Below are 24,270 nucleotides of genomic sequence, written 5' to 3' on the forward strand. Positions count from 1 at the left end.
GCGTACGATGAGCAAAGAAGTACTGCTGGTTGTTGAGTCGGTATCCAACGAAAAGGGTGTACCGGCAAACGTGATTTTTGAAGCGCTGGAGCTGGCCCTGGCCACTGCGACCAAAAAGCGTTTTGAAGACGAAGTTGATCTGCGTGTGGAAATCAACCGCCACACGGGTGCCTACGAGACTTTCCGTCGCTGGACGGTCGTCGAAGAGGCAGACCTGGACGATCCGGCCATCGAAACCTGGCCGAGCAAGGTTGCTGAAACGCACCCTGGCGCCAAGGTCGGTGACGTTGTCGAAGAGAAAATCGAGTCCATCGAGTTCGGCCGCATTGCTGCACAGACTGCCAAGCAAGTCATCGTGCAGAAAGTTCGCGAAGCCGAGCGCGCGCAGGTTGTTGACGCTTATCGCGAGCGCCTGGGTGAAATCATCTCCGGCACCGTGAAAAAAGTCACCCGCGACAACGTGATCGTTGATCTGGGCAACAACGCCGAAGCGTTGCTGGCCCGTGAAGACATCATTTCTCGCGAAACTTTCCGGGTTGGCGTGCGTCTGCGTGCGCTGCTCAAGGAAATCCGCACCGAGAACCGCGGCCCGCAGCTCATCCTGTCGCGTACCGCGCCGGAAATGCTGATCGAGTTGTTCCGCATCGAAGTGCCGGAAATTGCCGAAGGCCTGATCGAAGTGATGGCAGCGTCCCGTGATCCGGGATCCCGCGCCAAGATCGCCGTCCGCTCCAAGGACAAACGCATCGACCCGCAAGGCGCTTGCATCGGTATGCGCGGTTCGCGCGTCCAGGCAGTGTCGGGTGAGTTGGGCGGTGAGCGTGTTGACATCGTTCTGTGGGACGACAACCCGGCTCAGTTCGTGATCAACGCCATGTCCCCGGCCGAGGTTGCGGCAATTATCGTTGACGAAGATGCCCACGCAATGGACATCGCCGTTGGCGCAGACAATCTGGCTCAGGCCATTGGTCGCGGTGGTCAGAACGTGCGTCTGGCCAGCCAGTTGACTGGCTGGACCCTGAACGTGATGACCGAATCGGACATCCAGGCTAAGCAGCAAGCAGAAACCGGCGACATCCTGCGCAACTTCATCGACGAGCTGGAAGTCGACGAAGAGCTGGCTCAGGTGCTGGTAGATGAAGGCTTCACCAGCCTGGAAGAGATTGCCTACGTACCGCTGGAAGAAATGCTCAACATCGACGGCTTTGACGAGGAAATCGTCAACGAGCTTCGCGCTCGTGCCAAGGATCGCTTGTTGACCAAAGCCATCGCTACTGAGGAAAAGCTGGCAGACGCCCATCCGGCCGAAGACCTGCTCTCGCTTGAGGGTATGGACAAGGATTTGGCGATGGAACTGGCGGTGCGCGGCGTAGTTACCCGCGAAGACCTGGCCGAGCAGTCTATTGACGACCTGCTCGACATCGACGGCATTGACGATGATCGTGCCGGCAAGTTGATCATGGCCGCCCGAGCCCACTGGTTCGAGTAATTAGGCGCGGCCTGAGGAGAGAAGTGCATGACGCAAGTCACGGTGAAACAACTGGCCGATGAGGTCAAAACACCGGTAGAGCGCCTGTTGCAGCAGATGCGTGAGGCAGGTCTGCCGCACACCGCCGCCGAAGAAAGTGTGACTGACAGTGAGAAGCAATCGTTGCTGACTCACTTGAAAAGCAGCCACAAGGCGAAAGTGGAAGAACCACGCAAGATTACGCTGCAGCGTAAAACCACCAGCACCCTGCGGGTTGCCGGCAGCAAAAGCATCAGCGTTGAAGTACGCAAGAAGAAAGTCTTCGTACAGCGCAGCCCGGAAGAAATCGAAGCCGAGCGCAAGCGTGAACTGGATGAACGTCGCGCAGTAGAAAATGCTGCACGTCAGAAGGCTGAAGAAGAAGCCAAGCGTCGCGCCGAAGAAGAAGCGCGTCGCCAGCCTGCTGCTGCGCCGACCGCTCCAGCCGAACCTGTTGCAGCCCCTGCTGTGGTAGCCGAGCCAGTGCGTGAAAGCGCACCGGTTGTGGCAGCTGCTCCGGCACCTGCGGCAGACACTCGCAAGCGCGACGAACAGCGTCGTCCGGACAAACCACGTGCCGACGACAACAATCGTCGCGGTGGTGGCGATGGCGAGCGCAAAAACGCTCCGCATCGTGCTTCGGTCAAGGAAAAGGCGCCAGCGCCACGCGTTGCCCCACGTACTACCGACGAAGAAAGCGATGGCTTCCGTCGTGGTGGTCGCGGCAAGGCCAAGCTGAAGAAGCGCAACGCCCACGGTTTCCAGAGCCCGACCGGCCCTGTCGTGCGCGAAGTGAAGATCGGCGAGACCATCACTGTGGGCGATCTGGCCCAGCAGATGTCGGTCAAGGCTGCTGAAATCATCAAGTTCATGTTCAAACTGGGTACTCCAGCGACCATCAACCAGGTACTGGATCAGGAAACTGCCCAACTGGTTGCCGAAGAGCTGGGCCACAAAGTGACCCTGGTCAGCGACACCGCCCTGGAAGATTCCCTGGCCGAGTCCCTGAAGTTTGAAGGCGAGGCAGTTTCCCGTGCGCCGGTCGTGACCGTAATGGGCCACGTTGACCACGGTAAGACTTCCCTGCTCGACTACATCCGTCGTGCCAAGGTTGCAGCTGGCGAAGCCGGCGGTATCACCCAGCACATCGGTGCGTACCACGTTGAAACCGACCGTGGCATGGTGACGTTCCTCGACACCCCTGGTCACGCCGCGTTTACCGCGATGCGTGCCCGTGGTGCCAAGGCGACCGACATCGTGATCCTGGTGGTTGCAGCGGACGACGGTGTAATGCCGCAAACCATCGAAGCTGTTCAGCATGCCCAGGCTGCTGGCGTTCCGCTGGTTGTCGCTGTGAACAAGATCGACAAGCCAGGTGCTGACCTCGATCGCATCCGTAGCGAACTGTCGGTACACGGCGTGACCTCGGAAGAGTGGGGTGGCGATACTCCATTCGTACCGGTTTCGGCGAAGATGGGTACCGGTGTAGACGAACTGCTCGAAGCCGTTCTGCTGCAGGCCGAAGTCCTGGAACTGACTGCAACCCCATCGGCCCCTGGTCGTGGTGTCGTGGTTGAATCCCGCCTGGACAAGGGCCGTGGCCCGGTGGCTACCGTGCTGGTTCAAGACGGTACCCTGCGTCAGGGCGACATGGTCCTGGTCGGTTCGAACTATGGCCGCGTGCGTGCCATGCTCGACGAGAACGGCAAGCCAATCAAGGAAGCCGGTCCGGCCATCCCTGTCGAGATCCTCGGCCTGGACGGTACCCCGGACGCTGGCGACGAGATGAGCGTGGTTGCCGACGAGAAGAAAGCCCGTGAAGTGGCTCTGTTCCGTCAAGGCAAGTTCCGCGAAGTCAAACTGGCTCGCGCTCACGCCGGCAAGCTGGAAAACATCTTCGAAAGCATGGGTCAGGAAGAGAAGAAGACGCTCAACATCGTCCTCAAATCCGACGTCCGTGGTTCGCTGGAAGCGTTGAACGGTGCCTTGAACGGCCTGGGTAACGACGAAGTGCAAGTGCGTGTGGTCGGTGGCGGCGTCGGTGGTATCACCGAATCCGATGCCAACCTGGCACTGGCCTCCAACGCTGTACTGTTCGGCTTCAACGTGCGTGCCGATGCCGGCGCGCGCAAGATCGTCGAGCAGGAAGGTCTGGATATGCGTTACTACAACGTGATCTACGACATCATCGAAGACGTCAAGAAAGCCCTGACCGGTATGCTCGGCAGCGATGTTCGCGAGAACATCCTGGGCATCGCCGAAGTGCGTGACGTGTTCCGTTCGCCGAAGTTTGGCGCGATCGCCGGTTGCATGGTTATCGAAGGTGTTGTGCACCGTAACCGTCCAATCCGTGTACTGCGTGAAGACATCGTTATCTTCGAAGGCGAGCTGGAATCCCTGCGCCGCTTCAAGGATGACGCTTCCGAAGTACGTGCCGGCATGGAATGCGGTATCGGCGTGAAGAGCTACAACGACGTCAAGGTCGGTGACAAGATCGAAGTCTTCGAGAAGGTGCAGGTTGCTCGCAGCCTCTAACTCGCGCACTTCAGGAGCCGTGACGGGGAGCCGCATGCAAATGCGCAATTCGTCACCAGGACTCTAAACGCAACGCCCGGTCTGGCTTTTGTCAGGCCGGGCGTTTGCCGCTTTCAGACCTTGCGGGTTTCACCGCGGGGCAGTTACAGGTAACAAGACATGGCAAAAGAATACAGCCGTACCCAACGTATCGGCGATCAGATGCAGCGTGAGCTGGCACAACTGATCCGTCGTGAAGTCAAAGACCCGCGCGTCGGCCTGGTCACCATTACCGCAGTGGAAGTCAGCCGTGACGTCGGTCACGCCAAGATCTTCATCACCGTGATGGGCCAGGACAGCGCCGAAGAAATCGCACAAAGCATCAAGGTGCTGAACTCCGCCGCGGGTTTCCTGCGCATGCAGCTGGCTCGCGAGATGAAGCTGCGCAGCGTTCCACAGCTGCACTTCCACTACGACGAAAGCGTCGTGCGTGGTGCGCATCTGTCGGCATTGATCGAGCGCGCAGTGGCTGAAGACAATCAGCATCCGGTTGCGGCAGAAGCCGAAGACACCAAGGAGTAACCGGTGGCTCAGGTCAAACGTATCCGTCGCAACGTCAGCGGCATTATCCTTCTCGACAAGCCGCTGGGGTTCACCTCCAACGCGGCCTTGCAGAAGGTTCGCTGGTTGCTGAACGCCGAAAAGGCAGGTCATACCGGCAGTCTCGATCCCTTGGCCTCCGGCGTGTTGCCGCTGTGCTTCGGCGAGGCCACCAAGTTCTCGCAATACCTGCTCGATTCCGACAAGGGTTACGAAACCCTGGCGCAACTGGGCAAGACCACCACCACGGCGGATGCCGAAGGTGAAGTTTTGCAGGAGCGCCCGGTGACCGTTGGTCGCTCCGATATCGAGGCTGTACTGCCGAAATTTCGTGGGCAAATCAGTCAGATACCGCCGATGTACTCGGCGCTCAAGCGTGATGGCCAGCCGCTGTACAAGCTGGCTCGTGCAGGCGAAGTAGTGGAGCGCGAACCGCGTTCTGTTACTATTACGCGCTTGGAATTGCTGGCCTTCGAAGGTGATACTGCGCGGCTGGCGGTGGATTGCAGCAAAGGCACCTATATCCGTACCCTGGTGGAGGATATCGGTGAGCAACTCGGTTGTGGCGCTTATGTTGCAGAACTGCGACGTACCCAGGCCGGGCCATTCACCCTGGCGCAGACTGTTACCCTCGAAGAGCTGGAAGCGGTACATGCCGAAGGCGGCAACGAAGCGGTCGATCGCTTCCTGATGCCATCGGACAGCGGCCTGCTGGATTGGCCACTGTTGCAGTTCTCCGAAGCAAGCGCGTTCTACTGGCTCAACGGTCAGCCGGTGCGTGCCCCGGATGCTCCGAAGTTCGGCATGGTGCGGGTACAGGATCACAATGGTCGCTTCATCGGTATCGGTGAAGTGAGCGAAGACGGGCGCATCGCGCCGCGTCGACTGATTCGGTCAGAATGACCGAAACCAGTCCGCGTAATACCGGGCTGGCGAGGGTGGCTGTTAACAGGCACGGTCACTACTCATTTTTAGATACAGGGATTTGTCCCTGGCCTGTTGAAACTGTTTTTCTGAAACAGTTTCCTGATAAAAGGATTGCCTCATGGCTCTCGACGTTCAAGAAAAAGCTCAAATCGTTGCTGACTACCAGCAAGCTGTTGGTGACACTGGTTCGCCAGAAGTGCAAGTTGCACTGCTGACCGCCAACATCAACAAGCTGCAAGGTCACTTCAAGGCCAACGGTAAAGACCACCACTCCCGTCGTGGTCTGATCCGCATGGTTAACCAGCGTCGTAAGCTGCTGGACTACCTGAAAGGCAAGGATCTGGGTCGCTATCAGACTCTGATCGGTCGCCTGGGTCTGCGTCGCTAATAAGCGATTGCGCTAGAGGTTGGTTGTCTGTCGTGCACCAGCGGGTTTCCCGCCGGCGCATGGCAGGCTCCCAGCCTCAAGTTTTATCTGGATACCTGCTTTGCCTGAGTAACACCTGGACAAACCGGTCGGGCCGATTCCCGGCATTGCCCAAGAATTTCGCAAGAAACCAGTTCCCCCAAGAGCCACAAAGAAGGTAGGACACCGTGAACCCGGTAATCAAAAAATTCCAGTTCGGTCAGTCGACCGTTACCCTCGAGACTGGCCGTATCGCCCGTCAGGCCTCCGGCGCAGTATTGGTCACCGTTGACGACGACGTCAGCGTATTGGTGACCGTAGTCGGTGCCAAGCAAGCCGATCCAGGCAAGGGCTTCTTCCCTCTGTCTGTTCACTACCAGGAAAAGACTTACGCTGCCGGTAAGATCCCTGGCGGTTTCTTCAAGCGCGAAGGCCGTCCTTCCGAGAAAGAAACCCTGACTTCCCGACTGATCGACCGTCCGATCCGTCCGCTGTTCCCTGAAGGCTTCATGAACGAAGTGCAGGTTGTCTGCACCGTCGTTTCCACCAGCAAGAAGACCGATCCGGACATCGCTGCGATGATCGGTACCTCGGCTGCCCTGGCGATCTCCGGCATTCCTTTCGATGGCCCGATCGGCGCTGCCCGCGTTGCGTTCCACGAAAGCACCGGCTACCTGCTGAACCCGACTTACGAGCAGCAAGCTGCTTCGAGCCTGGACATGGTCGTTGCCGGTACTTCGGACGCTGTGCTGATGGTTGAATCGGAAGCCAAAGAGCTGACCGAAGACCAGATGCTGGGCGCGGTACTGTTTGCTCACGACGAATTCCAGGTTGTGATCAACGCGGTCAAAGAACTGGCTGCCGAAGCTGCCAAGCCAACCTGGACCTGGGCTCCTGCGCCAGAAGCCACCGAACTGCTGGGCGCTATCCGTGCCGAGTTCGGCGAAGCGATCTCCCAGGCCTACACCATCACCGTCAAGGCCGACCGTTACGCTCGCCTGGGCGAGTTGAAAGACCAGGTCGTTGCCAAGCTGTCCGGTGAAGAAGGCCAGCCTTCCGCTTCCGACGTCAAAGCGGCTTTCGGTGAAATCGAATACCGCACCGTTCGCGAAAACATCGTTAACGGCAAGCCGCGTATCGACGGTCGCGACACCCGCACCGTACGTCCGCTGAACATCGAAGTCGGCGTTCTGCCAAAAACCCACGGTTCGGCCCTGTTCACCCGTGGTGAAACCCAGGCCCTGGTCGTTGCAACTCTGGGTACTGCCCGTGATGCACAACTGCTGGACACCCTGGAAGGCGAGAAAAAAGACCCGTTCATGCTGCACTACAACTTCCCTCCGTTCTCGGTGGGCGAGTGTGGTCGCATGGGTGGCGCTGGTCGTCGTGAAATCGGTCACGGCCGTCTGGCCCGTCGTTCGGTTTCGGCCATGCTGCCTGCCGCTGACGTGTTCCCGTACACCATCCGTGTAGTGTCGGAAATCACCGAATCCAACGGTTCGAGCTCGATGGCTTCCGTTTGCGGCGCTTCCCTGGCCCTGATGGACGCTGGCGTTCCGATGAAGGCGCCGGTTGCCGGTATCGCCATGGGTCTGGTTAAAGAAGGCGAGAAGTTCGCCGTCCTGACCGACATCCTGGGTGACGAAGACCACCTGGGCGACATGGACTTCAAGGTAGCCGGTACCGCCAAAGGCGTCACCGCGCTGCAGATGGACATCAAGATCAAGGGCATCACCGAAGAAATCATGGAGATCGCTCTGGGCCAAGCCCTGGAAGCGCGCCTGAACATCCTCGGCCAGATGAACCAGATCATTGGCCAGTCGCGTACCGAACTGTCGGCCAACGCTCCGACCATGATCGCGATGAAGATCGACACCGACAAGATCCGTGACGTTATCGGTAAAGGTGGCGCGACCATCCGTGCGATCTGCGAAGAAACCAAAGCTTCGATCGACATCGAAGACGACGGTTCGATCAAGATCTTCGGCGAAACCAAGGAAGCTGCTGAGGCTGCACGTCAGCGCGTACTGGGTATCACCGCTGAAGCCGAGATCGGCAAGATCTACGTCGGCAAGGTTGAGCGCATCGTCGACTTCGGCGCATTCGTCAACATCCTGCCAGGCAAGGACGGTCTGGTTCACATCTCGATGCTGAGCGACGCTCGCGTAGAGAAAGTGACCGACATCCTGAAAGAGGGCCAGGAAGTGGAAGTGCTGGTACTGGACGTGGACAACCGCGGCCGTATCAAGCTGTCCATCAAAGACGTGGCAGCAGCCAAGGCTTCGGGCGTTTAATCGCGCCTCACGCCTGACCGCTTCAACGTTGTAGAAAATGCCCCGCCGTGAAAACGGCGGGGCATTTTTTTGTCTGTGAAACATCGAGACATTGCGCGAAGTTGCCGGACCTCGATAGCAATGCTAGGTTTAGCCCACCGCCCGTGTAGCTCAGCCGGTAGAGCAGCGCACTCGTAACGCGAAGGTCGCAGGTTCGATTCCTGTCTCGGGCACCATATTCATTTTCACCGTCTTCCGGTGAGTTTCACGAAATCGCCAAGAGCCTCAAGAATTGGCGGTTTTTCTTTTCGCCATCTTTCGCAGGCTTTCGCTGTGTACCGCGCATTTTTAGTACATCATTCAGCACTTCTTAATTCGAGTGACTTGGTGATGTACTGATGCCCCTCACTGATACCGCTGTGCGCCAGGCCAAGCCGACCGAAAAAAGCTTCACCCTCACAGACGCCAGCGGTCTTTCGCTGTTCGTTGCGCCCAACGGAACAAAGTCCTGGCACTTCAGGTTCTCCTGGCACGGCAAACAGCCGCGCATGTCGCTGGCACCTATCCCGAAATAAGCCTAAAAGACGCCCGCGAACTGCGGGGCCAGGCGCGCAAGCTCGTCGCCAATGGTGTCGACCCACGTTTGCAGGGCCGGGAAGAGACGCGCGCCGCCGCGTCGGAAGCGGTCAAGACCTTCGAAGTTGTGGCCAACGAGTGGCTTGTAGCTGCGGGAGCATTGGCTACATCGAATCATTCCAAAATTTGTGGCTCTCCACCGGCGGCGACTGGAACGCCACCCCGTGGTCTGGGTTGTTGAGTTCAAGCCGCGCATTCAGAAAGAGAACGGCCAGCAGTTCCTGGTCAGGCCGTCGCAGAGTTACGCCGACCCGTTAGGTATCGCCCGCTAACTAGCTCCACTCAATCGAAGCCCGCTATTGAGCGGGCTTTTTTTCGTCCCGAGAAAAGAGTCACTCAAGTGACCGTACCAACGCTAAATAGCATTGCTGAGTTCGTGACAAACGGAGTTACGAAGAACTTCCCGCTTTTCTTCAAGTTCCTGATCAATGAAGATCTGGTTGTTACGTATGTGAGTCCGCTAGGTGTAAGCACAACCCTGATGCTCGGCACGAACTACACCGTGAATGGGGCAGGAAGCGATGTAGGCGGAAGCATCGTCACGTCGGCTGCGCTTCCAGGCCCAGGCCAGCTGGTAGTCGCCCGGGTAATGGACGCCTTTCAGGAGACGTCTCTGCGCAATCAGGGCAAGTTTCTGGCCGAAACCCACGAGGATGTTTTTGATCGGCTGACGATGCTGATCCAGCAAAACAACTCCAATTTTTCAAGGGCACTCAGCAGACCGTTCGGGCGCGATTATTTCTACGCCGAGAACCGTCGGATCACCAGCGTCGCCGACCCGATCGATAACCAGGACGCAGCGAGCCGGCAGTTTGTCGCGGCTTATGTGGCCAACATCCTTGCGACAGGTCAGGGCCCGATCAACAACGCCTTCAACGTTGCTTACTCGGACGGCAACAGCGTCGGCCAGATCATCCGCGACAAGCTGGTCACGGTCGTAAACAGCATTGTCGCCCTCCGTGCAGTGCTGAAGACGCAGTACACCCACGTTTTCGTGTCGGGCTATGAGCCGGGCACCGCTGGCGGTGGGATGTACGAGTACGACGCTGCCGATACCACCTCGGCCGACAACGGCGGGGCGATCATCGTTGCTACCGATGGTGGCCGGTGGAAGTTGAAGTTTCAGCAGTTCGTTACCGTCGAGCAGTTCGGGGTTCTGCCTATTGCTGACCGCAACAACTTCACTCGTTTGCAGAACGCGGTTGCTACTTGCTGGGCGGCGAAGATCAAGTTGTGCGCCGGCTCTGGCGTTTTTGAATATGGGACAACCCTTGACATCAGTTACCCGACGCTTGTTTTCACCGGTAACGGTATCCGGAACACGGTGTTCAAGTGCACCGGTTCCGGCCGGGCCATGGATGCAATCGGGACCCGACCTAACAACGGCATCTACTCGTTCGACCTGGACCTGGAAGACTTCACTATTGAAGGAAACCCAAGCACCACCGACCTATTGCGTATTCGCATTAACCATTCGCGAATTCGCCGCATCAACACTCGCGAAGCCTCTACCACGCTCGGTTGCGGTTTCCGAATTGAGGGCTCTGTTGCCGGGTATTTTGAAAACCTGACGATGTCCACCAACACCCAACTTATGACGTCGCGCCCTGCGAACGGCATTGTATTTAACGCTGATGCAACGATGAGCAACCAGCGGCCGACATGTAACACGTTGGTCACCCCGTGTATTGAAGGGGCCATTTCCGACGGCATTGCGCTATTGGCTTGTGATCAGATGGTTACGCTTGGGGGCACATCCGAAAACGACGGTGGCAATGGGTTGTACGAGGCTGTGTTCTTCTCGAAGCCCGCTGCGGTAATTGGGCTGACCGGTACCGGGATGATTTACACCAACGTCGGACCAGTCGAGGAAACCATTCTGATCAATCCCAACGGTGGGACTATCAGTCAACTGGTTTACCGCCGCGGTGGTGGTGCGGTGGGGAACATGAACCCGGCTACCGGGGCAGTGACAATCCCACCGGGTGATGGCATAGCCTTCAGCTATACAGGATCGCCGATCTTTACAAGAGTGCCTGGAGGCACCAACTACCAATAAAGGAAAGCCCCGCATTGCGGGGCCTTCTTCACGTCATTGGACGTCTAAGTAGGATCTGTTGCTGCCACATTTGCAGGGCGACGACGGTTGACAAGCCATTGACCAATACGCTTGCCGGCATTATGTGTCGGTGTTTCGATGAGTACGTGCATACCCCATGCGAGTGCTGTGCTGATCGCGATCTGGATGGCAAGTGCTAAAAGTGGAGTAATTCCGAGGCGAATCATATAGGCCATGCCGGTATAACCTAAAGCCGCATGACTGGCATAAAGCGGGTAACTGATCTTGGCAAAAAAGCGAATGATCGGCCCTCCACTCCATGTCCTTGCGAAAAAATAGAGGAAGCTGAAAACCAACAGCGTCGACACATAGGACACTGGGACTTGCGCGTAAAGGCCCTGCGTTTTCGCGGTGTAAACGAATGCGGCCGCCATGGTTGCGATAATGGCGATTAGCGACTTTGTATCTATGGTGCCTCTTAGATGATAGTTGAAGACAACGCCCATGCTCATATAGAGCAAGTATGGCAATGTCCAAATGAAATTTTCTGTCGTTATGTTCGGTGTTTGTGTGGCGAAGATGCTTGCGCCAAGCGGTGCAAGAAAGATTGTTGCAATAAGCATTAGCGCAATTGGGTATAGCTTTCCTTTTCCGATGCCGCTCCAAAACAAAAGCACAAACAGATAGAACTTCGTTTCGATTTCAAGCGTCCACACTATACCGTCAATTTGGGTCTGGCCGAGCCAATCTCTAAATAGCGTCATGTTGGAAAGGATTTGTATAGCTGGAATATTGAGCTCTACCGAGTTTACATAACTGTTAAACCAAAGTGCAGAAACGGATATCATCAGTCCCAACATGTAAGTCGGCCAAATGCGCAGTACTCGGCCAACGACGAACGCTGTACGGCCGTTGGCAAAGTTTCCTAGGGAGGCGGCAGCATTTGGAATGACAAGTCCGCTAACTAAAAAGAAGAATGCTACAGCAATCTGTCCAATATTTAGTTGGTTTAATGGGAATGGACGGAAGATGTGAAGTGCCCATGGAAAAGGGAAGTAATCCATGCTAGGGAAAGCTAAGAATTTTCCTTTTATGGCATTAAAAACAAAAATGTAGTGGCCAAGTAAAACAAGCAGAACTGCTATGCCGCGTAGAGAATTTGCGAATTCTATTTTCTGCGTTGTATTTGTTGTTTTCATTTTAGCTGTCCATTTCCTTTGACGCTGTAAAGGAAAGCCCCGCAAACGCGGGGCTATTCTTCACTTCAATATTGCCGGTATGTTCTCTTTAGACCATTCGGCAAACTTATCGGCCAGCAGCCTGCTCGCGTACAGCGACAGGTGCTGGAACTCGTCCCGGTACATCGGCAAGCCGTCTTTAACGATGGAGCATGTCGTGTCGTCACAGAAGATATCGTTAGGGTCGAAGATTTTGGTCTTCGGGTGTCTGGCGATAATCGCATCTCGCAACGGTGCAAATCCGTTGTCGATCTTCTCGCGCTCCGAGATATCGAAAGTACATTGCCCGGTAGGCGGCTTCAAAGGCCTGCTGAAGCATGACTTGATATCGATGCGTTCCCTGAAGTGCGGCGAGAACACAATGACCTGAACCCCTTTGTTCTCCAGATAGGTCAGCGTTTGCTCTGCTTTTTCCACGTAGTCAGCTGACATCACCGGCTCAAACCCTGACCAGAAAACGTACTTCACCGTGCCAGTGTCTTCGATCAGGCTCTTTATATAGTCGAGCTGGTGCGCCGGTCGGTCGCCAGCGCATGGCGTTGCAGGCTCTGCTGGTTGCGTGGAGTAAGCCAGATACGGGTCACATGCCCCAATCGACAAGAAGGTCTGCTGACTCAATTCTGGCTGCTTTGACAGACCAGGGTACAGGTGGTTTGCGTAGCTGTTGCCCAGCAGGATGATTGTAGGGTTTTCGTCCTTGTTGGTCATGCAGAACCACCATGGATAGGTGCCTGCCTCCTGCCAGCGGTAGCGGTAGATACAGGTGTGGTTTGTGGCGTACTTCCAAATCGCACCAGAAAACTGGGCGTTGACGGCCTTGGCCTGAACCACGGTAGAGCGATCCGGGAAGCCCGCGCGGTCGTAGGTCATGTAACCGGCAGCGCCGATCCCGGCCATGATCAGCACCAGGGCGGCAGTCTTCAGCGGCCACTCGCGACGGCGCAGCGGAAGCTCAACCAGCTTGTAGGTCAGCCACGCCAAAACGATTGCCGCGATGACGGCCGCAATGCGGATTTCGAGCGCCGGCACCTCGCCTTCAATGATTCGGGCGAACGACAGGAGCGGCCAGTGCCAGAGGTAAAGCGGAAAGCTGATCAGGCCCAGCCACACAAACAGCTTGCTGGACAGAATATTCCTGTTGAGCCACGCCTGCGGGCCGGCAGAGATAATCAGGATCGCGCCTGCGCAAGGGATGATCGCCTGCCAGCCAGGGAATCCAGTGCTGGTGACAATCGCGAAACCGATGGCAAGTAGTGCCATGCCAAGGATCGATTTTGCATTTCTCAGTACTGCCCCATTAGTTGGCGTGCCCGGGCGCATCAGAATGCTGGTGGCCAGTTTATCCAGCCGAAGAGCCAATTGGTGCGTTTGATGGCCGTGGTGCGCTACCACGTAAGCCAGTACAGAACCGGCCAGCAATTCCCACGCACGGGTTTGCGGCATATAGAAGGTGGCCGACGGATCTGCCCCGATGTTGATCATGTTCAGGAGGAAGGACGCACCGAGGCAAGCAATGGTCAGCGTCAGCACGTTCAGTCGCATTTTCCAGGCTGCCCACAGAATCAGTGGCCAGACGATATAGAACTGTTCCTCAATACCGAGCGACCACAGGTGCAGCAGTGGTTTGATTTCCGCCGTGGTGTCGAAGTAGCCGCTCTCGTCCCACAACACGAAGTTCGAGATGAAGCTAGAGCCGCCGGCAATGTGTTTGCCCAACTGCTGGAACTCGTCCGCGAACAGTGTGAACCAGCCGAAGGCGTAGCAACTGATCAGCACCAGGAGCAGGGCGGGGAATATCCGTTTAATACGGCGGGCATAGAATTCGGTGAAGCTGAACGCCTGGCGCTCAAGGCTGCCATAGATGATGGTGGAGATCAGGTAGCCGGAAATAATGAAAAAGATGTCGACGCCGATGAAGCCACCAGGTATCCACTCCGGGAACGCGTGAAATAGCACGACGGACATAACGGCGATTGTGCGCAATCCGTCAACGTCGGGCCGGTACTTCGGGTGAGTTAGATGCGGGGTGCTAAGAGTGGGGGCCTTTTCGGCGAGGGACGTCATGTGTTTGGAGCTCCATATGTCAATTCGCCCTGTTGAAGGCGCGGGTATCCTACGCGGTACAAGACCGATACAAAAGGTTTTAGGGGATGTGCAATGATGGTTTGTGCTTTGTAGGGGGGAGGACGCGGGGTATTATTTGTTGCCTAGGGTGACCAGACGATCACCCAGCGGGATGCAAAAAAGTACATCGGAAAGTACATCGTTCAGTTGTTGTCGGATTCAACAGCAAATCCTGGTGTTTTCGTCATAGGTTCGATTCCTGTCTCGGGCACCATCTCCCCCCTGGTTATTTCACCTTTCTGCTCAAGTCCTCGACGGTCCGCTTGAGGTTGTCGAGTTCGCGGTCCTGATCGCTGACTTCCCGTTTCAGGCTGGAGATCTCGCTGCTGTTTGAACTGGAGCTGGAGCCGCTATTGCGTTTGAGTTCTTCAACCTGCTTGCCGAGGTTGTTGATGTCGCGCTCCTGTTCGGCCACCTTGCGCTTGAGCTCGTCGATTTCCCTGCTGCTGGAGCTTGAGCTGGAACCGTTGCCGCGCTTGAGATCCTCAATCGTGCGTTGTTGTTCGCTGACAGTTTTCTTCAGGTCTTCGACATTCCCCGAGGTGTCCTTCAGCGACTTTTGCATGCTTTGCAGGTCATCGGCACTTATCCCGGTTTTGACCAGGGTGTACTTGTCGTACTCGTAGTGGAGAGCCGGGATCTTGTCGCCAAACGAGGGGTTGCCGCTGCTGACTTCGATAGCGGCCAGCACCGGATACGGTAGTGCCAGGCTGGCGAACAATGCGGTTGTAAGCACAACAGACGAAGACTTGGAAATGCTGCGCATCACTGAGGTTCCTTGTGAAGTGCCGACATGGCACATCGCTATGACTTGGGATTTGAATTTATGTTCCCGTCGCCATCAGCACATCCTGTGCACAACTTTTTGTGGGGAGATGTAAAGAGACGTGCAAATCGTCCGACAAACATCCTATATTCGGACCTGCATGAGCCTCGCCCAGCAGTTTTCAGATGATCCCGAATGGTTCTGAAGGCCAGACAGACCGGGCTACAAGCGGTTCTTCTGCGTCAGAGAGATCCTTGATGATCCAGATCCATCTTCCATTCCCCAGATCAGCGAGAACAACATGACCGTAAAAGAATTGAGCCAAGAAGAAAGACACGAAGAAGCCCTCAAGAAGTACGTGCTGGACGCGCCCGAATTGATGGACGAGATCAAGGACTTGAGTCCGGACGATCAGAAAGACCAGATTCAATGGGCCTTCGAGGATGAAGCCGAAGCCCAGGGCTTGCAGCCGTGGGAACTGACGCTCAAGTACACCTCGACCCCGGAGGAGTACGAGACAGAACGCCTGAAGTTGCACAAAGAAGCGGCCGAGGTGCTGGGCGTCGAGTGGGAAGAGTACTGCGAGATGAACAATCTGGTGGTTTGACACTCATGTAGGAGCGAGCTTGCTCGCGATGGTCGTTAACGATAACGCGTGTTTACTGGTTAAACATGGCGCTCTCAGGTACATCGCGAGCAAGCTCGCTCCTACAGTTTTGACAACTCACATACGTGTGATCAGATACTCAAGCGCATCGACAGATCGATCGCCTTCACATCCTTGGTCATCGCACCGATCGAAATGTAATCCACCCCGGTCCGGGCAATCGGCAGCAACGTGCTCTCGTTGATCCCGCCGCTGGCTTCCAGCTTGGCCTTGCCAGCGTTCAGGCGCACGGCTTCGCGCATGTCGTCCAGGCTCAGTTCGTCGAGCATGATGATGTCGGCACCGGCCGCCAGCGCTTCTTTCAGTTCTTCCAGGCTTTCCACTTCAATCTCGACCGGTTTGCCCGGGGCGATCTTGTGCGCGGCCGCGATGGCTTGCGCGATGCCGCCGCTGGCGGCGATGTGGTTTTCCTTGATCAGGAAGGCGTCATACAGGCCGATGCGGTGGTTGTGGCAGCCGCCGCAGGTTACGGCGTACTTTTGCGCCAGGCGCAGTCCCGGCAGCGTCTTGCGGGTGTCGAGCAGCTTGACCTGAGTCTCGGCGACGAAGTCCGCCAGGTATTGCGCGCGGGTTGCCACGCCGGAGAGCAGTTGCAGGAAGTTCAGGGCGCTGCGTTCGCCGGTCAGCAGTGAGCGCGCCGGGCCTTCGAGGTGGAACAGCACCTGATTGGGCGTCACCCGTTCACCGTCGGCAACCTGCCAGTGCACCGCCACCCGTGGGTCCAGTTGCCGAAACACGTTATCCACCCAGGCGGTGCCGCTGATGACGGCCGCATCGCGGGTGATGATGGTGGCTTTGGCCAGGCGTTCAGCCGGGATCAACTGCGCGGTGATGTCGCCGCTGCCGATGTCTTCACGCAACGCACGGCGCACGTTGGCTTCGATTTCGGCGGTCAGATCGGCGAGACGTAGATTCGGCATAACGGACTCCACAAACAAAGTGGCTCGATTATAGGGCCATGGCACGGACCAACCCAAGGCATCAGAGCGTTACGTTGGCAATGGCACCTGCATTTGGTCGAATCCCTGAGGGTGTCGGTGCGGGACATCGGTACCGAGCAAACGCCTGTTTGAGATGAGATGCAGAGTCTTCTGGCGCAAAGGTGAGCTTTTACAAGATAATTCGCCTTGTATTTGACGTCATCGGTTTGACGAGTCGAAGCATCACCGTTCCAGGGAGGCCGAATGCACAACGACGGGAATGTAGTGCCTTTGCACAAGGCAACTACCGACCAGGTGGCTCACTCGCCACTCGCCCGACTGCCGGCGATTCTTCTCCAGGTTCGCGACAAGGCCGCACAACAGCTGCGACACGGATTGCAGGCGTTGTTCGACAACGCCGATAACACCCTCTTCGAAATGGCCGACCAAGCCCGCTGTGACGTCGAGCAGAACATCTTCTTTCAAGCGATGCGCGATTTGCGTCTCAAGCACAAAAGCATCGAGCGGGTGTTTCTCGAGCAGTTTTTCGGCGCGTTCATCCGGCTTGCCCAATACGACCCTGCCATTGCGGCCATGCCCCGGGCCTTGGCGGTCGACGCATCCTTGGCGCAAAACGATGACGAGCGGGAGCGTACAGTCGCGGTGGAAGCAATGGTCAGTCGGGTGCTGGACCGCGAAGGGTTGGCCCTGGATCAACTGACGGCCCGACTCTGCGCCTTGTCGGGCAAGGCGTTGGGCGATCTGCACAACCCCCTGAGTCCGACGATGCTCTGCGAATACTTTTTGCAGGCTGCACGCCAGCTGGGGCTGGAGATCAAGGTCAAGCTGATTATCCTCGGGTTGTTCGAGCGTTATGTCCTCAGCGAGACCGCTCAGCTTTACGCCGAAGCCAATCAACTGCTGCTCGCTACCGGTGTGTTGCCCGACCTTAAACCGGCCCCGGTGCGCCGTACCATGGACCGGTCAGACAGCGCCCCCGTCGAATCGACCGATGAGGGCGCCACGCCGGTCTGCTTGCCCATCGATGACAATGTCCAGGCGGTTTTCGCCGCGTTGCAGGCCCTGCTGTTCAACGTTCGCGGCAGCCTGTCGCCAACGCTGGACGTCAGTGCCACTGCGTTGCCGATTTCCACGCGCGATCTATTGCGCCTGCTGTCGCATTTGCAGCAGTACGTGCCGGCTCCGGCAGTCGTGGACGATTTTGACCTGCGCAACCAGCTCGAACAGTTACTGACTCGGGTCAGCGTCAAAAGTGGCAGGTCGCGGGTTTTCGGGGAGGCCGATGAAGATGTGATCAACCTGGTCGCCATGCTGTTCGAATGCATGCTCGAAGATCGTAATCTGCCGGATCCGCTCAAGGCGCTGATCGGCCGATTGCAGATTCCACTGGTCAAGGTGGCGGTGCTCGACAAGAGTTTCTTCAGTCGCAGCAGTCATCCGGCACGACGCCTGCTCAACGAAATCGCCAGCGCGGCAATGGGTTGGGACGCCTGTGACGATCATCAGCGTGACAGCCTGTACGTGCGCATCGATCAGGTCGTACAGCGTTTGTTGAATGACTTTGTCGATGACCCCGCGATATTTTCCGAACTGCTGGCCGACTTTCTCGCGTTTACCCAGGACGAGCGCCGTCGCAGCGAGTTGCTCGAGCAACGTATTCGTGATGCCGAGGAGGGACGAGCCAAGACCGGGCTGGCCCGCCAGCGTGTCGAGCAGGTGCTGAATCAGGCGTTGATTGGCAAGTTCCTGCCGCAAGGCGTGCTGGGGTTTGTCCAGGAGGCCTGGAGCAAAGTACTGCTGCTGACGTACCTCAAGCATGGCGATCAGTCGGTGGAGTGGCATGCCGATGTGCGTACCCTGGAGCAATTGGTCTGGAGCGTTCAGCACCACCACGAGTCCGATGCGACCAGGATGTTGGCCCTGGTTCCGGATTTGCTCAAGTCGTTGCGCGACGGGCTGAACTCGTCGGCGTTCGATCCGTTTGCCGCCAGCGAGTTTTTCAGCGAGCTGGAAAGTTTGCACGTTCAGGCGGCGGGGGGCTCACCCGCCGGTGCGTCGCTGATGACCGAAGTGCTGACGCCTGTCGTCCTGCACATGGCCGACGAAAGTCAGGTGCACAGTGAGCCGATACGTTTGCTGGCGGACGATGCGGGTTTGCGCCAGGTCGATAAAATGCTTCCGGGCTGTTGGGTCGAGTTTCAGGAAGACCCGGAAAGCAGCCTTCGCTGCAAACTGGTGGCCATCATTGCAACCACCGGCCAATACATCTTCGTCAACCGCACCGGCATGAAAGTGCTCGAGCGCAGTCGTCCTGACCTGGCCCTGGAGCTGCGCAATGGCGTGGCGCGAGTGCTTGACGACACCTTGCTGTTCGAGCGAGCTCTCGAGCGGGTGATCGGCAACCTCAAGCGTCTCAAGCGCGGCAAGTGATCGCGCCTTGGGGGAATATCGCGGCATACTGTGCCAACACAGTCGACGTTGAAGGAATCGGTATGCAGTTGGACCCGAGCGGTTGGATTCAGGGTGTGCATGTCTGCCCCTCACCCAACTTCAATGCGCGCCCCACAGACGAGATTTCCCTGCTGGTGATCCACAACATCAGCCTGCCACCGGCGCAGTTCGCCACTGGCAAGGTGCAGGAGTTTTTCCAGAATCGCCTGGATGTCACCGAGCATCCCTATTTTGAAGGGATTGCGGATTTGCGGGTGTCCGCTCACTTTCTGATCGAGCGTGACGGAACCGTCACCCAGTTTGTTTCATGCCTTGAGCGTGCGTGGCATGCAGGGGTCTCGAGCTTCGAGGGGCGGGAAACCTGTAACGATTTTTCCGTGGGCATCGAGCTCGAAGGCACGGATGATCTGCCGTTCACCGACGCGCAATACGGCGCGTTGACGGCCCTGACCCGTCAGTTGCAACGGACGTTCACGGCGATCACTACAGAGCGTATCTGCGGGCACAGCGACATTGCACCCGGGCGCAAAACCGATCCAGGGCCGGCGTTCGACTGGGCACGTTATCGCGCCGCTCTGGCACAAGAGGAAGGGCAATGAGTTTTCTGGTGTTGCTATTGGCGGTGTGGATCGAAAAGTTCTCGGCCCTGCGCCATCAGGTTCAGCGTGACAGTGGCTGGACGCACGAGCTGAACAAACTCGAGGCCAGCCCGCGGCTTTCGGGCCGGCCATGGCTGGTGTTGTCGGTGGTGGTCTTGTTGCCGGTGGCGTTGCTGGGTTTGCTGCTGGTCGTCATCGAGCCGGTGGCCTACGGGTTGCTTGCGTTGCCGATCCATTTGCTGGTCGTGATCTACAGCCTGGGGCGCGGTGATCTGCTGGGCGATCTCGGGCCGTTCCGCGATGCCTGGCGTCGGGAGGATCTGCAAGCAGCGGCCCTTGTCGCCAAGCGCGATCTGGATATCTGTGCAGACAGTGGCGAGCAGTTGCTGGAGCAGGTCGAAGGGCATTTGTTGTGGGAGGCCTACCAGAGCTTTTTCGCGGTGATTTTCTGGTACTTCCTGTTGGGGCCGGTCGCGGCGCTGAGTTATCGGCTGCTGGCGCTGGCCGAAGAACACGGGAAAAACCCGGCGCTGGTCGAGCGCGCCGGGCAACTGCGTCACGCCTTCGACTGGTTGCCCGTGCGTCTGCTGGCGGCGAGCCTGGCGTTGGTCGGCAATTTTGTCGCAGTCAGTCGGGTGATGCTGCATGAACTGCTGAACTGGAACATCAGCGCCGCGCAATTGATCGTGAAAGTCGGGCTGGTGGCCGGTGAAATTCCGGCACCGGTGGCCGGCGCAGAAGGTATCAACAACCTGGACCGCATCTGGGACCTGCTGCTGCGTGCCGCAGTGCTCTGGTATGCCGGATTTGCGTTGTGGACGGTCCTGCACTGAGCCATTGTGGCGAGGGGGCTTGCCCCCGTTCGGCTGCGCAGCAGTCGTAAATCAGGAGTACCCGTTTTAACTGATCAATCGCCGGGGGCGGCTTCGCCACCCAACGGGGGCAAGCCCCCTCGCCACAGGGTGATCACTTGCCTGAAGTGCTTTGCCCTGTCGTTAACCTTAAGTTACAAAACTTCCTGCCGATTTAAGTTATACAGAGATAGCGCCGCATAGTGGCTATCTGCTGTCTGTCTGCGCCTGCCAATAAAAAAAATAAGAAATTGAAGGGAGACATCCAGTGAAGAGCTTGCTCTATCCCGCTGTCGCACTGATGAATCGCCTGAGCTTCGGCATGAAGTTCAGCCTGATCAGCGTACTGTTCCTGGTGCCGATGCTGGTGACCAACTTCTATCTGGTGCGTGACTCCTACCGCGAATTCCAGGGGACGCGCATCGAACTGCAAAGTCTCGACCTGTTGGGCAGCAGCCTGACGTTGCGTCGCGATCTGGAAACCCTGAACAACCTGGTGCAGATCAATGTCAGCCTCGGCCAATCCGGCAAGGCCGGCAACGTCGAATCGAAAATCAGCACCCTCGAGCAGAATATTCTGACTCGCCTGCAAGGGCTGACGGCGATGACCAGCGACCCGGAGCAGGTCGCGGTGTTTGATGGCAAACGCGATGAGATGATCGCCGCGTTCAAGGCCCAGCAAACGGAAAACTCCCTGCAAAGCAAAAGTGCCCTGATCGGCAAGCTGGTGGGCAGCGCGCAGATTTTCGGCCAGCTCATCACCAGCCAGTCCGGCCTCAGTCGCGACAACCAGAGCGACATGCGCCAGTTGAGCGAACTCGTCACCCTCGTCACCCCACGTGTGACCCAGATTCTGGGCGAAGGTCGGGCAATGGGGTCTTATTCGTTGGGGCAGGGTTTCATCAACTCGGCGTCGAGTACTCGTTTCGATGAATTGCTGGCGCAGATTGAAAAGCTCCAGGCCGAATATGGCCTGAAGTTGCAGGACGCCTTGGGGTCCAGCAAGGCCGCCCGCGATACCCTGGCCGCTCAGGCCGATAGCAGCCGGGCATCCTTGAAGAAGGCCAGCGAGCTGTTCGAAGAGCAAGTGGTCATGGCCGATACCCTCGATGCGCCGTGGCAGGGCTTTTACGATCAGGTCAGCGCCCTGATGGACCAGACTTACCAACTCAACGAAGCAACCCTCAAGTATCTGGGGCCGCAGTTGCAGCAGCGGCTGGACCAGAACCGCACGCACATGGTCTTGCAGGCCGTGGCGTTATCAGTCGTGTTCGTGTTGATCTTTTATCTCTATGGCGCTTTCTATGCCTCGACCCGCACCACGCTCAAGCGCCTGGGAGCGGTGATGGACAAGGTGGCGGCCGGCGACATGACCGTGACCTTCAGTGCCCATAGCCGTGACGAACTGGGCGAGTTGGGCGAGGTGTTCAACGGCACCGTGAAGAAAATCCATGACCTGATCGAGCGGGTGGGCCAGACCGTCAGCGAAGTCGAACGCCAGGCCGGTCAGGTGGAAAGCGTTTCCGCGCAAAGCAACCAGGCCGTCGCCGGGCAGCGCACACAGATCGAACAAGTGGCCACGGCGATGAACCAGATGTCGGCCACTTCCCAGGAAGTCGCGCGCAGTGCTGCAGCGGCGGTGAGCAGCGCCCACAGCGTCAACGACGAAACCATCAGCGGTCGCGGTCTGGTGGAGTCGCAGCAAGGCAGCATTGCCGCACTGGCAAACGAAATCGATCAGTCGGTGCTGGTGATCAATCAACTGGCCAGCGATAGCCAGTCCATCAGCCGCGTTCTGGAAGTGATCAAGAGCATCGCCGAGCAGACTAATCTGCTGGCGCTCAATGCCGCTATCGAAGCTGCACGGGCCGGTGAACAGGGGCGCGGTTTCGCCGTGGTAGCCGATGAAGTCCGGACCCTGGCCAAGCGTACCCAGCAATCGACCGAAGAAATCGAGCAGATGATCGCCAAGCTCCATGGCGGAGTCGGTGCGGCGGTCAAGGCCATGGGCACCAGCCATGAAATGGCCAACGGCACGGTGGGGCAGTCGGAGAAGGTCCAGCGGGCGCTGGAAAACATCCTGGGCGCGGTCGGCATGATCGTCGACCAGAACCAGCAGATTGCCGCCGCGGTGGAGCAACAAACCGCCGTGGCCCACGACATCGACCAGAACATCGTCGAGATCAATCGCGCCGGCGAGCGTACCGCAGAAGGTGCGCACCAGACCGAAGATGCAAGCCGGGCGTTGTCGGCTCAGGTCGTGGAGTTGAAACAGTTGATCAGTGCATTCCGGGTCTGAAATTCTCCTCGGGACCCTGTGGGAGCGGGCTTGCCCGCGAAGACGGCGGCACATCCAACATTAGTGTGACTGGATGATCGCTTTCGCGGGCAAGCCCGCTCCCACGGTTTTGGTGTACTGTCGGAAAGTTTCGTAATCCTTTTTCCCTTTCGCGGAGAGAATCTTCCTGATTCTCTCCGTGCGCTGGCTATTGGATTTCAATCAAGGAAGAGTTACGCGGCTTACCCCCATGGAGGAACTTGGTCATGTCTGCTGTAACAACAGGAGTCCAGGGGCGCTGTGCGCATTGTCAGCGCACGTTGCTGCTTCAACCCTGGCAACTCAACGCCATTGCGATCAATGAAGCGTTTGCCTGTGCCCACTGCCGGAAACACGTTCAGTTACGTTGTCCGGAACAGATCAAGCGCTTCAAGTCTCTCGACTCTTTTTCGCTGTTGCGCGCCAGCCTGCGGGTGATGGTCTGCACGGCCTTGCTGGTGGCACTGGTGATGGAGTGGGTGGGAATGCTCAGTGTCATCGAACAGCTGAATGCTTCGCTGATCGTCTTGTTCGTGTATTTCGCGGTGGTTCGCTACTTCCGCCGGCGTCAGCACCTGACGCTGATCCTGGAAGCTGCCAGGGCTCACGCTGACTGATTACCAGCCGAACACTTCGCAGCTGTTGGCGGTACTGGCAGCCGCCAGTCGTTCCGGGCTGATCGCCATCCATTGCGCCAGTGCCGCGCAAATGGCCGGCAAGTGTGTCGGGCTGTTGCGCTGGCCTGGGAACATGGCGGGCGCCATGTCCGGCGAATCGGTTTCCAGCACCACCGAATCCAGTGGCAGCTCGGCGAGCACGCGGTGCATGCGCAGCGCCTGTGGCCAGGTCGGGGCGCCGCCAAGGCCGAGCTTGAAACCGAGCTTGATGTATTCCCGCGCCTCCTCCTTGCTGCCGGCGAAGGCGTGGATGATCCCGGCACGTTTCAGGCGAAACCGTTTGAGCGTGGCAATCACCGCCGCATGGCTACGCCGCACATGGATCAATGCCGGAAGATTGAAGTCCGCCGCCAGTTGCAATTGCGCCTCGAACAGCTTCTGTTGGCGGTCGCGGTCGAGGGATTCGATGAAGTAGTCCAGGCCGATCTCGCCCACCGCACACAACTGCCGATGGCCGGCCAGACGGGTCAGCCAGTCACCGAGTTCGCTCAGGTGTTGCGGGCGATGATCGTCCAGATACACCGGATGCAGCCCGAACGCGGCGTGCAGGTCGGGGTCACTCTGCACCAGCTCCCAGACCCGCTGCCAATTGGCCTGGTAAACCCCCAGCACCACGATCCGCCGCACCCCGAGGGCGCGGCTTTCGGCCAGCAGCGCCTGGCGATCGGCGTCGAAGTCCGGAAAGTCCAGGTGGGTATGGGTGTCGATCAGCTCCAC

20 protein-coding genes, 1 tRNA gene and 1 pseudogene are annotated in these 24,270 nt (G+C 57.8%); 16 read left to right on the top strand and 6 right to left on the bottom strand.

Going from position 1 to position 24,270, the window contains the following annotated elements:
• The first annotated feature begins 7 nt into the window (after positions 1-7).
• The 7 genes from nusA (at position 8) to AC3WJW_RS09540 (ending at position 8,463) form a co-directional block, all read left to right on the top strand.
• Positions 8-1,489 carry a transcription termination factor NusA gene (gene nusA, locus AC3WJW_RS09510; protein ID WP_007973112.1) on the top strand — a complete coding sequence of 494 codons (1,482 nt, stop codon included), beginning with the start codon at positions 8-10 and terminating at the stop codon, positions 1,487-1,489.
• 27 nt (positions 1,490-1,516) lie between these two features.
• The gene (infB, locus tag AC3WJW_RS09515) at positions 1,517-4,042 is read left to right on the top strand and encodes a translation initiation factor IF-2 (protein ID WP_007973110.1); all 2,526 of its coding nucleotides are present in this window, start codon (positions 1,517-1,519) and stop codon (positions 4,040-4,042) included.
• A gap of 159 nt (positions 4,043-4,201) precedes the next feature.
• Positions 4,202-4,603 (top strand): 30S ribosome-binding factor RbfA, encoded by a 402-nt coding sequence (gene rbfA / locus AC3WJW_RS09520; protein ID WP_007973108.1) that lies wholly within the window; start codon positions 4,202-4,204, stop codon positions 4,601-4,603.
• A 3-nt stretch (positions 4,604-4,606) separates the two neighbouring features.
• Positions 4,607-5,524, top strand: coding sequence for a tRNA pseudouridine(55) synthase TruB (gene truB / locus AC3WJW_RS09525; RefSeq protein ID WP_007973105.1), 918 nt, complete (start codon positions 4,607-4,609; stop codon positions 5,522-5,524).
• Between the two features lie 142 nt (positions 5,525-5,666).
• Entirely contained in the window at positions 5,667-5,936 is a 270-nt protein-coding gene (gene rpsO / locus AC3WJW_RS09530; RefSeq protein WP_015093441.1) for a 30S ribosomal protein S15, read from the top strand.
• Positions 5,937-6,142: 206 nt separating this feature from the next.
• Positions 6,143-8,248: a polyribonucleotide nucleotidyltransferase gene (pnp, locus tag AC3WJW_RS09535; protein WP_007973102.1), complete on the top strand. Its 2,106-nt coding sequence runs from the start codon at positions 6,143-6,145 to the stop codon at positions 8,246-8,248.
• A gap of 139 nt (positions 8,249-8,387) precedes the next feature.
• A tRNA-Thr gene (locus AC3WJW_RS09540) sits at positions 8,388-8,463 on the top strand.
• Positions 8,464-8,472: 9 nt separating this feature from the next.
• On the opposite strand, the pseudogene AC3WJW_RS09545 reads toward AC3WJW_RS09540, so the two are convergent.
• Positions 8,473-8,526 (bottom strand): annotated as a pseudogene (locus AC3WJW_RS09545) (lasso RiPP family leader peptide-containing protein); the annotation flags it as partial.
• A gap of 99 nt (positions 8,527-8,625) precedes the next feature.
• On the opposite strand from AC3WJW_RS09545, the gene AC3WJW_RS09550 reads away from it, so the two are divergent.
• The 3 genes from AC3WJW_RS09550 to AC3WJW_RS09560 all read left to right on the top strand — a co-directional run bounded on the left by AC3WJW_RS09550 (position 8,626) and on the right by AC3WJW_RS09560 (position 10,922).
• Positions 8,626-8,802 (top strand): Arm DNA-binding domain-containing protein, encoded by a 177-nt coding sequence (locus tag AC3WJW_RS09550; protein WP_493725838.1) that lies wholly within the window; start codon positions 8,626-8,628, stop codon positions 8,800-8,802.
• Positions 8,736-9,044 (top strand): integrase arm-type DNA-binding domain-containing protein, encoded by a 309-nt coding sequence (locus AC3WJW_RS09555; protein ID WP_493726018.1) that lies wholly within the window; start codon positions 8,736-8,738, stop codon positions 9,042-9,044. Before AC3WJW_RS09550 ends, AC3WJW_RS09555 begins: the two co-directional genes overlap by 67 nt.
• A 159-nt stretch (positions 9,045-9,203) precedes the next feature.
• On the top strand, positions 9,204-10,922 hold the full coding sequence (locus AC3WJW_RS09560; RefSeq protein ID WP_493725839.1) for a putative phage tail protein: 1,719 nt from the start codon (positions 9,204-9,206) through the stop codon (positions 10,920-10,922).
• Positions 10,923-10,966: 44 nt separating this feature from the next.
• On the opposite strand, the gene AC3WJW_RS09565 is transcribed toward AC3WJW_RS09560, so the two are convergent.
• The 3 genes from AC3WJW_RS09565 to AC3WJW_RS09575 form a co-directional block, all read right to left on the bottom strand.
• Positions 10,967-12,121, bottom strand: a complete 1,155-nt coding sequence (locus tag AC3WJW_RS09565) for an acyltransferase family protein (RefSeq protein WP_493725840.1) — start codon at positions 12,119-12,121, stop codon at positions 10,967-10,969.
• 60 nt (positions 12,122-12,181) lie between these two features.
• Entirely contained in the window at positions 12,182-14,224 is a 2,043-nt protein-coding gene (locus AC3WJW_RS09570) for an acyltransferase family protein (protein ID WP_493725841.1), read from the bottom strand.
• 286 nt (positions 14,225-14,510) lie between these two features.
• The gene (locus tag AC3WJW_RS09575) at positions 14,511-15,050 is read right to left on the bottom strand and encodes a hypothetical protein (protein WP_493725842.1); all 540 of its coding nucleotides are present in this window, start codon (positions 15,048-15,050) and stop codon (positions 14,511-14,513) included.
• Positions 15,051-15,351: 301 nt separating this feature from the next.
• Between AC3WJW_RS09575 and AC3WJW_RS09580 the strand changes: the two genes are divergently transcribed.
• Positions 15,352-15,657, top strand: a complete 306-nt coding sequence (locus tag AC3WJW_RS09580) for a DUF6388 family protein (RefSeq protein ID WP_015093442.1) — start codon at positions 15,352-15,354, stop codon at positions 15,655-15,657.
• 131 nt (positions 15,658-15,788) lie between these two features.
• On the opposite strand, the gene nadC is transcribed toward AC3WJW_RS09580, so the two are convergent.
• Positions 15,789-16,637 (bottom strand): carboxylating nicotinate-nucleotide diphosphorylase, encoded by an 849-nt coding sequence (gene nadC / locus AC3WJW_RS09585; protein WP_218501052.1) that lies wholly within the window; start codon positions 16,635-16,637, stop codon positions 15,789-15,791.
• A gap of 264 nt (positions 16,638-16,901) precedes the next feature.
• Between nadC and AC3WJW_RS09590 the strand changes: the two genes are divergently transcribed.
• The 5 genes from AC3WJW_RS09590 (at position 16,902) to AC3WJW_RS09610 (ending at position 23,493) form a co-directional block, all read left to right on the top strand.
• A complete protein-coding gene (locus AC3WJW_RS09590; protein ID WP_493725843.1) occupies positions 16,902-19,088 on the top strand; it encodes a DUF1631 domain-containing protein in 2,187 nt (728 codons plus the stop codon).
• Positions 19,089-19,150: 62 nt separating this feature from the next.
• Positions 19,151-19,708: a 1,6-anhydro-N-acetylmuramyl-L-alanine amidase AmpD gene (gene ampD, locus AC3WJW_RS09595; protein WP_493725844.1), complete on the top strand. Its 558-nt coding sequence runs from the start codon at positions 19,151-19,153 to the stop codon at positions 19,706-19,708.
• Entirely contained in the window at positions 19,705-20,541 is an 837-nt protein-coding gene (gene ampE / locus AC3WJW_RS09600; RefSeq protein ID WP_493725845.1) for a regulatory signaling modulator protein AmpE, read from the top strand. The genes ampD and ampE overlap by 4 nt, the downstream gene beginning before the upstream one ends.
• A 1,612-nt stretch (positions 20,542-22,153) precedes the next feature.
• The gene (locus AC3WJW_RS09605) at positions 22,154-22,858 is read left to right on the top strand and encodes a methyl-accepting chemotaxis protein (protein WP_407800890.1); all 705 of its coding nucleotides are present in this window, start codon (positions 22,154-22,156) and stop codon (positions 22,856-22,858) included.
• A 245-nt stretch (positions 22,859-23,103) separates the two neighbouring features.
• On the top strand, positions 23,104-23,493 hold the full coding sequence (locus AC3WJW_RS09610) for a hypothetical protein (RefSeq protein ID WP_493725846.1): 390 nt from the start codon (positions 23,104-23,106) through the stop codon (positions 23,491-23,493).
• Here the strand turns inward: AC3WJW_RS09610 and AC3WJW_RS09615 are convergent, their stop codons facing one another.
• Positions 23,494-24,270 carry a TatD family hydrolase gene (locus AC3WJW_RS09615; protein ID WP_493725847.1) on the bottom strand — a complete coding sequence of 259 codons (777 nt, stop codon included), beginning with the start codon at positions 24,268-24,270 and terminating at the stop codon, positions 23,494-23,496.

Source organism: Pseudomonas sp. GW821-FHT07G06, assembly GCF_058986625.1.

Excerpts from the sequence above, each read along its gene's own strand:
- nusA (WP_007973112.1), top strand. The coding sequence starts at position 8 with ATGAGCAAAGAAGTACTGCTGGTTGTTGAGTCGGTATCCAACGAAAAG.
- rbfA (WP_007973108.1), top strand. The coding sequence starts at position 4,202 with ATGGCAAAAGAATACAGCCGTACCCAACGTATCGGCGATCAGATGCAG.
- infB (WP_007973110.1), top strand. The coding sequence starts at position 1,517 with ATGACGCAAGTCACGGTGAAACAACTGGCCGATGAGGTCAAAACACCG.
- ampD (WP_493725844.1), top strand. The coding sequence starts at position 19,151 with ATGCAGTTGGACCCGAGCGGTTGGATTCAGGGTGTGCATGTCTGCCCC.
- AC3WJW_RS09575 (WP_493725842.1), bottom strand. The coding sequence starts at position 15,050 with ATGCGCAGCATTTCCAAGTCTTCGTCTGTTGTGCTTACAACCGCATTG.
- AC3WJW_RS09605 (WP_407800890.1), top strand. The coding sequence starts at position 22,154 with ATGTCGGCCACTTCCCAGGAAGTCGCGCGCAGTGCTGCAGCGGCGGTG.
- AC3WJW_RS09590 (WP_493725843.1), top strand. The coding sequence starts at position 16,902 with ATGCACAACGACGGGAATGTAGTGCCTTTGCACAAGGCAACTACCGAC.
- AC3WJW_RS09550 (WP_493725838.1), top strand. The coding sequence starts at position 8,626 with ATGCCCCTCACTGATACCGCTGTGCGCCAGGCCAAGCCGACCGAAAAA.
- ampE (WP_493725845.1), top strand. The coding sequence starts at position 19,705 with ATGAGTTTTCTGGTGTTGCTATTGGCGGTGTGGATCGAAAAGTTCTCG.
- AC3WJW_RS09580 (WP_015093442.1), top strand. The coding sequence starts at position 15,352 with ATGACCGTAAAAGAATTGAGCCAAGAAGAAAGACACGAAGAAGCCCTC.
- AC3WJW_RS09570 (WP_493725841.1), bottom strand. The coding sequence starts at position 14,224 with ATGACGTCCCTCGCCGAAAAGGCCCCCACTCTTAGCACCCCGCATCTA.
- nadC (WP_218501052.1), bottom strand. The coding sequence starts at position 16,637 with ATGCCGAATCTACGTCTCGCCGATCTGACCGCCGAAATCGAAGCCAAC.
- AC3WJW_RS09610 (WP_493725846.1), top strand. The coding sequence starts at position 23,104 with ATGTCTGCTGTAACAACAGGAGTCCAGGGGCGCTGTGCGCATTGTCAG.
- rpsO (WP_015093441.1), top strand. The coding sequence starts at position 5,667 with ATGGCTCTCGACGTTCAAGAAAAAGCTCAAATCGTTGCTGACTACCAG.
- AC3WJW_RS09565 (WP_493725840.1), bottom strand. The coding sequence starts at position 12,121 with ATGAAAACAACAAATACAACGCAGAAAATAGAATTCGCAAATTCTCTA.